The sequence below is a fragment of the Rhodococcus sp. PvR044 genome, from assembly GCF_040548995.1.
Lineage (GTDB): Bacteria > Actinomycetota > Actinomycetes > Mycobacteriales > Mycobacteriaceae > Rhodococcus_G > Rhodococcus_G oryzae.
The window spans coordinates 166,991-180,164 of record NZ_JBEPSX010000011.1 but is presented as its reverse complement, the minus strand read 5'-3'; the positions used below and the strand labels follow the sequence as shown (position 1 = coordinate 180,164).

Annotated in this window: 12 protein-coding genes; 3 read left to right on the top strand and 9 right to left on the bottom strand. The window is 69.6% G+C overall.

Going from position 1 to position 13,174, the window contains the following annotated elements; translation table 11 throughout:
- Positions 1-213: 213 nt before the first annotated feature.
- Together tyrS and ABIC28_RS22740 are read right to left on the bottom strand one after the other, a co-directional pair.
- Positions 214-1,488 carry a tyrosine--tRNA ligase gene (tyrS, locus tag ABIC28_RS22745; RefSeq protein ID WP_269590116.1) on the bottom strand — a complete coding sequence of 425 codons (1,275 nt, stop codon included), beginning with the start codon at positions 1,486-1,488 and terminating at the stop codon, positions 214-216.
- Positions 1,485-2,111 (bottom strand): DNA-3-methyladenine glycosylase, encoded by a 627-nt coding sequence (locus tag ABIC28_RS22740; protein WP_097213267.1) that lies wholly within the window; start codon positions 2,109-2,111, stop codon positions 1,485-1,487. The genes tyrS and ABIC28_RS22740 overlap by 4 nt, the downstream gene beginning before the upstream one ends.
- 109 nt (positions 2,112-2,220) lie before the next feature.
- Between ABIC28_RS22740 and ABIC28_RS22735 the strand changes: the two genes are divergently transcribed.
- Genes ABIC28_RS22735 through ABIC28_RS22725 form a run of 3 tightly spaced genes read left to right on the top strand, consistent with a single transcriptional unit; the run spans position 2,221 to position 4,327 of the window.
- Positions 2,221-2,964, top strand: a complete 744-nt coding sequence (locus ABIC28_RS22735) for an ABC transporter ATP-binding protein (RefSeq protein WP_354580992.1) — start codon at positions 2,221-2,223, stop codon at positions 2,962-2,964.
- Positions 2,961-3,716: an ABC transporter permease gene (locus ABIC28_RS22730; protein ID WP_077041790.1), complete on the top strand. Its 756-nt coding sequence runs from the start codon at positions 2,961-2,963 to the stop codon at positions 3,714-3,716. The genes ABIC28_RS22735 and ABIC28_RS22730 overlap by 4 nt, the downstream gene beginning before the upstream one ends.
- Positions 3,713-4,327, top strand: a complete 615-nt coding sequence (locus ABIC28_RS22725; protein ID WP_209926525.1) for a TetR/AcrR family transcriptional regulator — start codon at positions 3,713-3,715, stop codon at positions 4,325-4,327. The genes ABIC28_RS22730 and ABIC28_RS22725 overlap by 4 nt, the downstream gene beginning before the upstream one ends.
- Before the next feature lies 1 nt (position 4,328).
- Here ABIC28_RS22725 and ABIC28_RS22720 read toward each other — a convergent pair whose 3' ends face one another.
- The 7 genes from ABIC28_RS22720 to ABIC28_RS22690 form a co-directional block, all read right to left on the bottom strand.
- Positions 4,329-4,547 (bottom strand): Trm112 family protein, encoded by a 219-nt coding sequence (locus tag ABIC28_RS22720; RefSeq protein WP_209926527.1) that lies wholly within the window; start codon positions 4,545-4,547, stop codon positions 4,329-4,331.
- A 68-nt stretch (positions 4,548-4,615) separates the two neighbouring features.
- Complete coding sequence (locus ABIC28_RS22715) at positions 4,616-7,591, bottom strand: acyl-CoA synthetase (protein ID WP_354580989.1); 2,976 nt, start codon at positions 7,589-7,591, stop codon at positions 4,616-4,618.
- 103 nt (positions 7,592-7,694) lie between these two features.
- A complete protein-coding gene (gene argH / locus ABIC28_RS22710) occupies positions 7,695-9,122 on the bottom strand; it encodes an argininosuccinate lyase (RefSeq protein ID WP_097213263.1) in 1,428 nt (475 codons plus the stop codon).
- 2 nt (positions 9,123-9,124) lie between these two features.
- Positions 9,125-10,324 carry an argininosuccinate synthase gene (locus ABIC28_RS22705; protein WP_027503207.1) on the bottom strand — a complete coding sequence of 400 codons (1,200 nt, stop codon included), beginning with the start codon at positions 10,322-10,324 and terminating at the stop codon, positions 9,125-9,127.
- A gap of 70 nt (positions 10,325-10,394) precedes the next feature.
- Positions 10,395-10,895 carry an arginine repressor gene (locus ABIC28_RS22700; protein WP_209928967.1) on the bottom strand — a complete coding sequence of 167 codons (501 nt, stop codon included), beginning with the start codon at positions 10,893-10,895 and terminating at the stop codon, positions 10,395-10,397.
- A 14-nt stretch (positions 10,896-10,909) separates the two neighbouring features.
- Complete coding sequence (gene argF, locus ABIC28_RS22695; protein ID WP_209926532.1) at positions 10,910-11,863, bottom strand: ornithine carbamoyltransferase; 954 nt, start codon at positions 11,861-11,863, stop codon at positions 10,910-10,912.
- On the bottom strand, positions 11,860-13,068 hold the full coding sequence (locus tag ABIC28_RS22690) for an acetylornithine transaminase (RefSeq protein WP_209926534.1): 1,209 nt from the start codon (positions 13,066-13,068) through the stop codon (positions 11,860-11,862). Before ABIC28_RS22690 ends, argF begins: the two co-directional genes overlap by 4 nt.
- Positions 13,069-13,174 lie beyond the last annotated feature (106 nt).

Below are 13,174 nucleotides of genomic sequence, written 5' to 3'. Positions count from 1 at the left end.
CGTCCAACCTCGTGTCCCGCGCCTCTCGGCCGGGTCGGTGTCCGTGTCGCTCTGACTCGACAAAAGTTACGCGAACAAGAACACAGCGTCAAATCCCCAGGTCAGCTGCGCGCGTCGCGGAACTCCCGCAGGTCGCGGGCCGCGCGCACCGCCCTGGGGGCGCGAATCCATCGAATCACATCGATGTGACCCGCGCCACCCCTGACGATCGGCTCAGGCGGGCAGGACCTGGATGCCGGCGAAGTTCCGCTTGCCGCGACGGATGACCAGCCACTGTCCGTGCAGCAGATCGGCGGTCTGCGGCTCCCACTCCTCGGCGCTGATCCGCTGGTTGTTCACCGACGCACCGCCCTCCTTGATGGTGCGTCGGGCCGCGCCCTTGCTCTCACAGAGGCCGCTGGTCACCAGCAGGTCGACGATGGTCCTCGCGTCACCCGGCCGCACCTGCGCGACCGCCGCCTCCGTCAGCGCCGCGGCCAGGGTCGACTCGTCCAGCTCTGCCAGCTCGGCCTTGCCGAACAACGCCTGACTGGCGTGCTCGACGGCGGCGGTGTTGTGCTCGCCGTGCACCAGGGTCGTCATCTCGGCCGCGAGCCGGCGCTGCGCGGCCCGGGCCTGCGGCCGCGCGAGCGTCTCCTGCTCGAGCTCGGCGAGCTCCTCCTGGGTGAGGAAGGTGAACCAGCGCAGGTACCGGACGACGTCCGCATCCGCGGTGTTCACGAAGTACTGGTACCAGGCGTAGGGACTGGTCATCTCCGGGTCGAGCCACAGGCTGCCGCCACCGGTCGACTTGCCGAACTTCTTACCGTCGGCGGAGGTGACCAGCGGGACCGTGAGCGCGTGCACCGACTCCCCGTCCACCCGTCGATTGAGCTCGACGCCCGCGATGATGTTGCCCCACTGATCGGACCCGCCGACCTGGAGGGTGCAGCCGTACTCGCGGCGGAGCTGCAGGTAGTCGTTCGCCTGCAGCAGCATGTAGCTGAACTCGGTGTACGACATGCCGTCCGAGTCGAGCCTGCGCTTGACCGTGTCCCTGGCCAGCATGACGTTGACCGAGAAGTGCTTGCCGATATCGCGCAGGAAGTCGATGGCGGTCAGCTTGCCGGTCCAGTTCATGTTGTTCTCGATCACGGCGGCGCCGGGACCCTCGAACTCGACGAAGCGCTCGAGCTGGGCGCGGATACGGCCCGCCCACTCGGCGACGGTGTCGGCGGAGTTCATGGTGCGCTCCCCCACGTCGCGCGGATCGCCAATCAGGCCGGTCGCACCACCTGCGAGCACGATCGGCCGGTGTCCGGCCATCTGGAATCGCTTCAGCGCCAGCAGCGGCACCAGGTGACCGGCGTGCAGGCTGGGGCCGGTCGGGTCGAAGCCGGCATAGAGCGTGACCGGACCGGCATCGGCGTCGGTGCGCAGCGCGTCGAGGTCCGTGGATTGCTGGATGAGGCCACGCCAGTGGAGTTCGTCGATGATGTTCACAGTCACGTCCTCGATTCTCCCGCACCAGGGACGACGGACGCACGCGGGCTGCGGCGGTACGCGGAAACCGCTGACGAGGTGGGATCCCACAGCCGCCAGGGCCACTCGGCCGCCCGACTCACCCCGACGCGCGGCCCCTCCTCGTGATCGAGCAGCGGGTCGAGCCGCAACCGGAGCGTGGACCCGCCGGCGAAAAGGTCGGTTCCGTTGTCCGCCAGGGTGATTCCGAGCGCCTGCCCGAGGTTGCCCGGCCCTCGCGCCAGGTCGCGATGACGCTTGTCCGGACCACGGCGCCGCCGCACGATGTCCTCGCCGTCGATCACCTCGGCCGCCCTGAGCAGGACCGCGCCCGCGGTGCCGACGCCCGCGCAGGAGACGTTCATGCACAGATGAAGGCCGTGACTGAGGTAGACGTACAGCCGGCCCGCAGGTCCGAACATCACGGCATTGCGTGGGGTCGGCCCCGGATAGGAATGCGCGGCCGGATCCGGCCACGGCCCCGCCGGATCACTGCCGTATGCCTCGACCTCGACGACTCGCACCGTGACCCCGCCCGCGCTGAGTCGGGCCCCGAGCACCAGACGTGCCGCCGTGAGGGGATCCGCGGCGGCCAGTTCTCGCTCCGACATCTCGCCGATTGTGCCTCGAAGTCGTGCCCACCGGGGTGTTGACACCCACCCATCACCGGCAGAGAATTCATCCAAGGATGATTTCATCACTCGATGAATTGAGGCTTCGATGCCCGGATCGACCACCCGCCCGGCGATCGAGATCTCCGATCTCGTCGTCCGGCGAGGCAGAAACGAAGTGCTGCACGCGCTGAACCTGAGCGTCACAAGCGGATCCATCACCGGGCTGCTCGGACCGTCAGGCTGCGGTAAGACGACCCTGATGCGGGCGATCGTGGGGACCCAGATCGTCGAATCGGGCTCGGTCACCGTATTCGGCGAACCCGCCGGATCGGCATCGCTGCGCCGCCGGGTCGGGTACGTCACCCAGTCCCCCACCGTCTACCTCGACCTCTCGGTCCGCGACAACGTCCGGTACTTCGCCGCGCTGTACGGCCGCCCGGCGGCCGCCGCGGCCGAGGCCATCGACGCGGTAGCGCTCGGCGGCTACTCGGACCAACAGGCCGGACAGCTCTCCGGCGGCCAGCGTGCCCGGGTGTCCCTCGCCTGCGCCCTGGTCGGGAACCCCGAACTGCTGATCCTGGACGAGCCGACCGTCGGGCTCGATCCGGTGCTGCGCGCCGACCTGTGGGATCAGTTCGCCGACCTGGCGGCCGCGGGCACAACGCTGCTCGTCTCCAGCCACGTGATGGACGAGGCCGAGCACTGCCCGGAGCTGCTGCTCATGCGCGAGGGCAGCCTGATCGCCCAGCTCAGCCCCGACGAACTGCGCACAGAGACCGGGCAATCGAGCCTCGAGCACGCCTTCCTCACCCTGATCCGCACCCGCACCGTAGGAGCGCAGCAGTCATGAACGCGCGGATCTACACCGCCAGCACCGGCCGGATCCTCCGCCAGCTCCGTGCCGACCACCGGACGGTCGCGATGATCCTGCTGGTCCCCGCGCTGCTGATGACGCTGCTCTACTTCCTGTACGTGAACGTGCCGACGCCACCCGGCCAGCAGCCGCTGTTCGACCGGATCGCGGTCACCATGCTCGGGATCCTTCCGTTCGTGGTGATGTTCCTGGTCACCTCGATCGCGATGCAGCGCGAACGGAGCTCGGGCACCCTCGAACGACTCCTCACCACGCCGATGTCCAAGCTGGACCTGCTCGGTGGCTACGGCACCGCGTTCTCGCTCGCCGCCGCGGCGCAGGCGATCGTCGCCTGTCTGGTGACGTTCGGGCTGCTCGGCCTGACCACCTCGGGCAGCGTCGGGTTGGTGGTGCTGATCGCGGTGCTCGACGCGACACTCGGCGTCGCGCTCGGCCTGCTCTGCAGCGCCTTCGCCAGGACCGAGTTCCAGGCGGTCCAGTTCATGCCGGTGATCGTGATCCCGCAGCTGTTCCTGTGCGGCCTGCTGGTGCCCCGCGACCAGTTGCCGCAGTGGCTGGAATGGATCTCGAACGTGATGCCGCTGAGCTACGCCGTCGAGGCCCTGCAGCAGGTCGCGCGATACCCCGGCAGCACCGCGGTGATGTGGCGGGACCTCGGCGTTGTCGCCGGCTTCGCGGTCGTGGCGCTGTGCCTCGCCGCGGCGACGCTGCGCAGGCGAACGCCATGACCTCTCGCGGTCCCACCGAGGCCGCGGCGCGGTCCGGACGCAGGCCCGGTAATCCGGACACCAAGGAACTCATCCTCACCGCTGCCCGGAATCAGTTCGCGGACAGCGGTTTCGAGAGGACCTCGGTGCGCTCGATCGCCGCGGAGGCAGGTGTCGACTCGGCGCTGGTGCATCACTACTTCGGCACCAAGCGCGCGCTGTTCCTCGCCGCGGTCGACATGCCGGTGGACCCCCAGGTGATCCTGAGCGCGGTCCTCGACGCCCCGATCGAGGAGATCGGCGAGCTGCTGCTGCGCGGCGTCCTCGGGGTCTGGGAGTCGCCACAGGGCACCGCCGTGCTGGCCGCCTTTCGCGCCGCGATCTCCGGCGAGTCGACCGGGCTGGTGAGTAACTTCCTCACCGAGGTGATCCTGCGCGAGCTCGTCGGGCGGGTCGACGAGCCACCGGGAAGCGGCCAGCTGCGGGCCACCCTGGTCGCATCGCAACTGTCCGGGCTGCTGATCACCCGGTACCTGCTCCGGCTCGAACCGATCGCCTCGCTGTCCGTCGACGAGGTCGTCGTCCTGATCGGACCGACGGTGCAGCGCTACCTGACCGGAGCGGTTGGCTGACCTAGTCGGTGGCAGGTCCGGTGGCGCGCGCGAGCAACGCCTTGTGCTCGTCGTCGCCCACCGTCCGCGCCTCGTCCACCAGCAGGACCGGGATGCCGTCCTCGATGGGGTAGGCGCGGTGCAGCCGAGGGTTGTAGAGCAACTCGTCGTCGACGAGCAGCAGGGGACCCTTGTCCTGCGGGCAGGCCAGGATGCTCAGCAGGGTGGGATCAAGCGCCACGGAAGGTCCTCTCGAGCGTGCGAAGGGCGGGGTCGGCAACAGCCGATGTCGTCGGTAACGCTACCCGGCTATCCGGTCAGTGCCCGACTCCCCTGCTCCTTCAGCTCCGCGATCACCGCCCGGGTCAGGCGGCGATAGCCGTCCTTCTCCGGGTCGTAGTACCACGAGCGCACACCGGGCTTGGGCAGTCCGGCCGCCTTGAGGGCGCTGCGCCTGGGCCGGTACGAGTTGCTGATCGCGATCTCCGGGACGACGTGGATCAGGTCCGGGCGCTGCGCGGGGTCGAGGTTGGCGAGGGCATCCGCCAGATCGACTGCACTGAGGGAACTGTCGGGGAGCAGCGTCAGCGCGGCCACCGCCAGCTCCTCGTCCCCGACGGCGACCCCGTAGGCCACCGCGTTGTCCACGCGCTCGATCCCGCCGAGGGCGTCGACGATCGGTTGCCCGAACACCGGTCCGCGCTTGGCCCGGACCACGGCGTCCTTCTCGTCCATCATCCAGAAGTCGCCGTCGGCGTCCATGGTGAACAGGTGCTCGGTCGGCACCCAGGCGTCGCCGGCGCCGAACACCCCGCGCATGGCGCCGCTGATCGCCTCGTTGTGGGTCGCGTGACCGAGCAGCAGCCCGACCTCCCCGACCCCGCACTCACGAACCAGACCCTGCTCGTCGACCAGGTACTCGCCCCGGATCGGGTCGTACGCGGCGATCCGGACCGGGGTGCTACCGGGCAGCGGACGTCCCTTCGAGCCCGGCTTGGCACCCGAGACGTTCGCCAGAACCACCGCACCCTCGGTGGAGGCATAGAACTCGAGCACCTGTGCCGGCTCGAATCGCTCCATCGTCCGCAGCCACAGGCCGCGCGGCATGCCGGACCCGATGAACAGCCGGATCGGGTGACCGGGGCCGATGGGCAGGTCCTCGCAGTTCACCAGCTCACGCATCATCGTCCACGTGTATGCGACCACGGTCACGCCGTAGCGGTGCACCTCGGCGGCGAACTGCGCGGGATCGAGACCCCTGGTGAGCGCGATCCTCGATCCACCGGCGATCGCGCCGCCGAGCGTGGCCAGGAGGACCGACGAATGGTAAAGCGGAGCAATCGAATACACCGTGTCGCCGCGGCCCAGATTCGCCGCGGTCGCGGTACCGAAGGCGGACAGCGCCCAGCGGTGATTGGTGATGTGCTTCGCCTCGAGATGGCCGCCGGACCGGCTCAACAACACGAAGGCGAGCTCCTGTGCGCGTCCGGGATTCGGTCGGTACCATGCGGGCAACTTCACCTTCGACGGGTCGATCTTCTCGAGATCGATGGTGGCCGAGTTCGGTTCGGTGTCCAGGACCCGCGACTCACCGCCGCCGAGGACCAGCACGTCGACCCCGAGCGAGGTGGCGGAGCGCAGGTTGTCCGGGTCCGTGATGATCGTCTGGACCCCACCGAGGCGCACCGAAGCGGACAGGTCGGCGGTCGGCGGCAGCATGACGACGACGGCGCCGATCCGCGACAGCGCCGCGATCGCGATGAGAGCGCTCGGCCTGGTCTCCATGAGCACGCCGATGCGCTCCGCGGGACGGACACCCGTCGAGATCAGCCCCCGCACCACGTTGTCGATGCGGGTGTTGACGGCCTCGTTGGTGTACACGCGATCGTCGAACAGGAAGCACTCGCCCTTCGGCGACTTGGCGCCCGCCTCGGCCAGCAGCTTGCCGAGCGAGATCGTCGTGTGCGGCTGGATCTGCCCCAGCCTGGCCAACCGGGGTAGCACCCGGATCGCCTCGGCGGACAATTCCCTTGTCCCGCGCATCGTATGCGAGGTGATGTCCAGTACACCCCTGGTGATCCCGACACCCACCTCGGCGATGGATGCCCCTGTGTGCAGGATCCGGTCACTCACCGAGACCCCGGTCTCCGTCGCCGGCTGATCCTCGTAGGTCATCTCGTCGACGGTCTCGGGGCGAGGGCCGAGCCCCTCCCGCCAGCGCACCCATTCGCCTGCCGTCGGCCAGGTCTGAGTTGCCGCGGCGGACCCGACGACGAGCCCGAAGTGGCCTGCACGCAAGGTGGATTCGAAGACCTCGGCGCGCGGTGCCGCCTTCCTGATGCCGCGCACCGCCACGGGCTGGCCGATGTCGTCGACCTCGCCGACGAAGGCCAGGATCGGGCAGCTCAGTTCCGCGAGGGTGACCAGCCGCTCCTGGATGACGAAGCCACCGGACATCATCCGGTTGTGCACGATGAACTGCTTGAGCAGTTCCGCGACGGCCGGACCCGACCAGGCGACCCATCCCTCGGTGGCCAGGAAGCGCCGCTGCTGCTCGCGCGGCAGCAGGGCCTCCCGGTCGTGCAGCTGACGCAGGAAGTCGAGCCGGGACTTCGCGGTCTTGACGGGGTCGAGCAGCTGAAAGCCCGTGCGCGCCATCCATCCCGCGATCGAGAGCCGGGTGAACACGTGATCGGCGAGAAAGTCGGCGGCCCTGGTCGCGACGCCCTCCGGGATGCCGAGCGGGAGCGCCGCGAGCGTGTCGACGGGCGCCCCGAAGGTGATCACGCTGGCCAGGTTCTTGCACCGCCGGTAGGCCGCGGCCTGGTAGCAGAACATTCCGCCCTGGGAGTATCCGGCGAGGTGCACGTCCCGGCCGGTGTGCTCGTGCACCCGGTCGATGATGTCGCTGATGGCGACGACGTGGTCGGCCAGGGTGCGGTTCCAGCCGCCGTCCTCACTGTCCGGCGACCCGAAGTCGACCACCCACGGGTCGAGACCCATCGCGTGCAGGACACCGACCGCGCCCTGGTCCTGCGCGACGTCGTACACATCCGCCGACATCATCATCGGCGGCACGAGCACGATCGGCGGCCGCGAGCCGTCGGTGGCCTCGTCCGCGAAGTACCGGCGCAGCCGGAACATCGGCTCCCGCTCGACCACCCGGAACTGCGACGGACGGGCCTCCGTCTCCAGGCCGCCCAGCCGAATCACCTCGAGACCGTTCTGAGCGGTGGCCACGACACGACGCACCGAGCCGTTCAGAACCTCTGGATACCAACTCACTTCTGCGTCCCCCCAAGGGATGATCGATGGTGACTCAGATCACACTATATTCCCCGCGCGCAGCCGGTGAACGCACCCCGCCGCACGCTCTCCTCGGGGTGACCTACCGGTCGATCCAGGCACGCCGCACGTGCGAGGTCTCGCGGACGCCGCCGAGCTGACGGGCGACCTGTACACCGGCGGTGCCACCCCGCGCGTTACGCGAGGCGATCGAACCGGCGACCGTGAGGACCTCCCGCACCGCGGGGGTCAGCGCCGGATCCACGGACGCCAGCTCCTCGTCGGTCAGCTCCTCGAGCCCGACTCCCCTGCCCTCGGCGACCCGGACGCAGGCACCTGCCGCCTCGTGCGCGACCCGGAACGGAACCCCCTGCCGCACCATCCATTCCGCGATGTCGGTGGCGAGCGTGAACCCGGCCGGCGCCAGCTCCGCCATCCGGTCGGTGTGGAACTCGAGGGTCGAGACCAGTCCGGTGATCGCGGGCAGCAGCAGCTCGAGCTGCGCCACCGAGTCGAACACCGGCTCCTTGTCCTCCTGGAGATCCCGGTTGTACGCCAGCGGCTGAGCCTTCAGCGTCGCGAGCAGGCCGGTGACGTTTCCGATCAGCCGGCCCGCCTTGCCGCGGGTCAGCTCCGAGACGTCCGGGTTCTTCTTCTGCGGCATGATCGACGAACCGGTCGACCAGGCGTCAGCGAGGGTGATGTAGCCGAACTCCGGAGTGCTCCAGATGATGACCTCCTCGGCCATCCTGGAGAGATCGACCGCGATCATCGCGAACACGAACGCCGCCTCCGCCGCGAAGTCCCGCGACGAGGTGGCATCGATCGAGTTGTCCGCGGAGGAGTCGAAGTTCAGCTCCGCCGCGATGGCCTCCGGATCGAGACCGAGCGACGAACCGGCCAGTGCCCCCGAACCGTACGGGGACACCGCCGCCCGCTTGTCGAAGTCCTCCAGGCGCTGCACATCACGCAGCAGCGGGTGCGCGTGCGCCAGCAGGTGGTGCGCGAGCAGCACCGGCTGCGCGGCCTGCAGGTGCGTCTTGCCGGGCATCACCGCGTCGGGATGGGCGGCCGCCTGGGTGGCGAGGGCGTCGACGACGTCGAGCACCCCGGCCGCCACCCGGCGGGCCGCGTCGCGCAGCCACATCCTGAACAGGGTGGCCACCTGGTCGTTGCGGGAACGGCCCGCGCGCAGGCGTCCCCCGACCTCGGTGCCCACCCGTTCGATCAGGCCACGCTCGAGGGCGCCGTGCACGTCCTCGTCGGAGTCCGCAGGCACGAACGCCCCGCTGGCCACGTCGTCCGCCAGGCGGGTCAGCCCGTCGAGCATCGTCGCGAGGTCGGCGTCACTGAGCAGGCCGGCCTTGTGCAGCACCCGTGCGTGCGCCTGCGAGGCGCGCACATCGTAGGGCGCGAGCACCCAGTCGAAGTGCGTCGACTTGCTCAGCGCCGCCATGGCCTCGGCCGGACCGGAGGCGAACCGGCCGCCCCACAGGGCGCCTTCATTCGTACCGTGCGAACTCTCCGACATGCCTACAGACCCAGGTCCCGCTTGGCCGCGACCTTCGAGGACAGGCCGTGGATGTTGACGAAGCCCTTGGCGTAGGACTGGTCGAACGAGTCGCCCTCGTCGTAGGTGGCGAGGTTGAAGTCGTAGAGCGACTCCGGGCTGCGACGTCCGTTGACGGTGATCGCGCCACCGTGCAGGAACAGCCGGATGTCACCGGTGACCCGCTCCTGGGTCTTGGCGACGAACGAGTCCAGCGCGTCCTTGAGCGGGGAGAACCAGAGGCCGTCGTAGACCAGCTCGGACCAGCGCTGCTCCATCTGACGCTTGTAGCGACCGAGCTCGCGCTCGAGGGTGACGTGCTCGAGCTCCTGGTGGGCGGTGATGAGCACCATCGCGCCGGGGGCCTCGTAGATCTCGCGGCTCTTGATGCCGACGAGACGGTCCTCGACCACGTCGAGGCGGCCGACGCCCTGGGCACCGGCGCGCTTGTTGAGCTCCTGGATGGCCTCGAGCACGGTGACCGGCTTGCCGTCGATCGCGACGGGCTTGCCCGCCTCGAAGCTGATGATCAGTTCGTCGGGCGCGTTCCAGTTGACCGTGGGGTCCTGGGTGTAGTCGTAGACGTCCTTCGTCGGCGCGTTCCACAGGTCCTCGAGGAACCCGGTCTCCACGGCGCGGCCCCAGACGTTCTGGTCGATCGAGAACGGCGACTTCTTGGAGACGTTGATCGGGATGTTGTTCTCTTCGGCGAACTTGATCGCCTTCTCGCGGGTCCACGCGTAGTCGCGGACCGGCGCGATGACCTCGAGGTCGGGCGCGAGGGCGCCGAAGCCGACCTCGAAGCGGACCTGGTCGTTGCCCTTGCCGGTGCAGCCGTGCGAGACGACGGTGCCACCGTGGGCGCGCGCGGCCTCGACGATGTGCTTGACGATCAGCGGCCGGCTGATCGCAGAGACCAGCGGGTACCGGTCCATGTACAGCGCGTTGGCCTGGATCGTCGGCAGGCAGTACTCGTTCGCGAACTCGTCGCGGGCGTCGACCACGACGGACTCCACCGCGCCGCAGTCGAGGGCACGCTGACGCACGACCTCCATGTCCTCGCCGCCCTGGCCGAGATCGATGGCGACGGCGACGACCTCTTTGCCCGTCTCCTTGCCGATCCAGCTGATGGCCACTGAGGTGTCCAGCCCGCCCGAGTAGGCGAGTACGACGCGTTCAGCCATGGTCTTTGTGCTCCTTCAGGTTGTAACTCTTCACAAGATCTTCAGTTGTCAGCCGGCGGATTCGAACCCGTCAGGCGAGTTTCTCGACCATCTCCGCCAGCTGTGCGCCGGTGAGTGGTTCGCGGGCGATAACAAGAATGGTGTCATCCCCGGCAATGGTTCCGACAACCTCGGGCAGCGAAGCCCGGTCGAGGGCGCTCGCGAGGTAGTGCGCGGCACCCGGCGGCGTCCGCAGGACCGCCAGGTTTCCACTGGCATCGGTGGACACCAGCAGCTCGCCGAGCAGCCGCGAGAGCCGGTCGGTACCCCCGGACACCCCGCGGACCGGGCTGCCGTCCTCGGGCACCACGTAGACACCCGCGCCCCCGTCCGCGGCCCGCAGCTTCACGGCCCCGAGCTCCTCGAGGTCGCGCGACAGCGTGGCGTTGGAGACCTCGATGCCCTCGGCCGCGAGCAGCGCCGAGAGCTCCGGCTGGCTGCGCACCTCGTGCACCGACAGCAGGGCGGTGATCCGGGCCTGCCTGCCCGCTCGGGTCGGCGCGACGGTGACCTTCGCCGACGCCACCGCCATCGGCTTGGCGGTGGTCACGGCCGGCTCCCCGGTCCGCCCCGCTGCTCGAGCAGCCACACCAGCAGCGCCTTCTGCGCGTGCAGCCGGTTCTCCGCCTCGTCCCAGACCGCGCTCTGCGGCCCGTCGATCACCTCATCGGTGATCTCCTCGCCGCGGTGCGCGGGCAGGCAGTGCAGCACCGTCACGTCCGGGGCCGCGTGCGCCAGCAGCGCGGCGTTGATCTGGAACGGCCGGAACGGTCCGACCCGGTCGAGGCCGTCGTTCTCCTGGCCCATCGACGTCCACGTGTCGGTGACCAGGGCGTCGGCACCCTTGGCGCCCGCGACCGGGTCGTCGGTCAGCGTGATCGTCGCGCCGGTCTGCTCGGCGCGGGCCCTGGCCGCCTCGACGATGTAGTCGAGCGGCGCGAAGCCGGCAGGCGCCGCGATCGTGACGTCGATGCCCGCGGTGACGCCGCCGAGCAGCAGCGAGTGCGCCATGTTGTTGGCACCGTCGCCGAGGTAGGTCAGCTTGAGGCCCTTGAGCTCGCCCTTGCGCTCGGCGAGCGTCTGCAGGTCCGCCAGCACCTGGCACGGGTGGAACTCGTCGGACAGCGCGTTGACGATCGGCACGGTCGCCCCCGCCGCCATCTGTTCGAGCCGCTTCTGCCCGAAGGTGCGCCAGACCACCGCGTCGACGTACCGCGAGAGCACCCGACCGGTGTCCTGCAGCGTCTCCTCGCGGCCGAGCTGGGTGCTGCGACCGTCGACGACGACCGCGTGCCCGCCGAGCTGGGCGATGCCCATCTCGAAGGAGAAGCGCGTCCGGGTGGAGTTCTTCTCGAAGATCACTCCGACGCCACGGGGGCCCTCCAGCGTCCGCTTCGCGAACGGGGACCGCTTCAGCTCCGCGGCGAGCGCGAGGACCTCGGCCTGCTGGGCGGGCGTGAGGTCGTCGTCCCTCAAGAAGTGCTTGACGGTCGTGCTCATTTCTGTCCCTCCACCACATCGAGGATCGCGGGCAGTGCCGCGACGAATCCGTTCGCCTGCTCCTCGGTGAGGATCAGCGGCGGCGCCAGCCGGATCACGCCGGGCGCCGGTGCGTTGACCAGGAACCCGGCGTCACGGGCCGCGGCCTCCACCGCGGGGGCCACGTCCCGGGTCAGCACGACGCCGAGCAGCAGCCCGGCACCGCGGACGTGGTCGATCAGCGGGTGACCGAGGTTCTCGATCCCGTGCGTGATCGACTTGCCGAGGGTGTCCGCATGACTGATCAGGTCCTGATCGGCGACCGTCCGCAGCACCGCGAGCGCGGCCGCCGCGCACACCGGATTGCCGCCGAAGGTGGTGCCGTGCTTACCGGGCCCGAACAGTTCGGCCGCCGCACCGGTGGCGATGCAGGCCCCGATCGGCATGCCGCCGCCGAGACCCTTGGCCAGGGTCATCACGTCCGGCACGATCCCGACGGCCTGGTGCGCGTAGAACCAGCCGGTGCGGCCGATCCCGGTCTGCACCTCGTCGAGGATCAACAGCGCACCGCGGTCCGCAGTGATCTGCCTGGCCGCGGCCAGGTAGCCGTCGGGCGGCACGACGACGCCGCTCTCGCCCATGATCGGTTCCAGGAACACCGCGGCGGTGTCGGCGTCGACCGCCCGGTCGAGCGCCTCGATGTCGCCGTAGGGCACGTGCGAGACACCGGGCGGCATCGGCTCGAAGGGCGCCCGCTTGGCGGGCTGCCCGGTGAGCGCGAGCGCCCCCATTGTGCGGCCGTGGAACGCATTCTCGGCGGCGATGATGTTGGGCCTGCCGGTGGCCCGCGCGAGCTTGAACGCGGCCTCGTTGGCCTCGGTGCCCGAGTTGCACAGGAACACCCGGCCGTGCACATCCCCCGTCGCGCCGCTCGCCCCGTGTGCGCCGAGATGCGCGAGCAGCTGCTCGGCGAGCGCGATGCCCGGCTCGGTGGCGTACAGGTTCGAGGTGTGGCCGAGCGTGGAGAGCTGCGCGGTGACTGCCTCGACGATTGCGGGGTGCGCGTGTCCGAGGATGTTGACGGCGATCCCGGCCAGCAGGTCGAGATACTGCTTGCCGTCGGCGTCCGTGACCACCGCGCCCTCGCCGCGGACCAGGGCCAGGCGCGGGACCCCGTAGGTGTCCATCAACGCGTTCGACCAGCGCTGCTGCAGAGGTTCGGTCATGAGGCGAGGTCCTTCCGGAGCATCGTAGTAAGTGCCGTCGGTGCGGCACCGTGGCGGTAATCGGATACAGCGAAGCGAGGAACGCAACGAGGAGCGGACGGAAGGG

Coding starts and splice junctions, on each gene's coding strand:
- argF (WP_209926532.1), bottom strand. CDS start 11,863: ATGAGCACGACCGTCAAGCACTTCTTGAGGGACGACGACCTCACGCCC.
- argH (WP_097213263.1), bottom strand. CDS start 9,122: ATGTCGGAGAGTTCGCACGGTACGAATGAAGGCGCCCTGTGGGGCGGC.
- ABIC28_RS22690 (WP_209926534.1), bottom strand. CDS start 13,068: ATGACCGAACCTCTGCAGCAGCGCTGGTCGAACGCGTTGATGGACACC.
- ABIC28_RS22730 (WP_077041790.1), top strand. CDS start 2,961: ATGAACGCGCGGATCTACACCGCCAGCACCGGCCGGATCCTCCGCCAG.
- ABIC28_RS22700 (WP_209928967.1), bottom strand. CDS start 10,895: ATGGCGGTGGCGTCGGCGAAGGTCACCGTCGCGCCGACCCGAGCGGGC.
- ABIC28_RS22740 (WP_097213267.1), bottom strand. CDS start 2,111: ATGTCGGAGCGAGAACTGGCCGCCGCGGATCCCCTCACGGCGGCACGT.
- ABIC28_RS22735 (WP_354580992.1), top strand. CDS start 2,221: ATGCCCGGATCGACCACCCGCCCGGCGATCGAGATCTCCGATCTCGTC.
- ABIC28_RS22705 (WP_027503207.1), bottom strand. CDS start 10,324: ATGGCTGAACGCGTCGTACTCGCCTACTCGGGCGGGCTGGACACCTCA.
- ABIC28_RS22725 (WP_209926525.1), top strand. CDS start 3,713: ATGACCTCTCGCGGTCCCACCGAGGCCGCGGCGCGGTCCGGACGCAGG.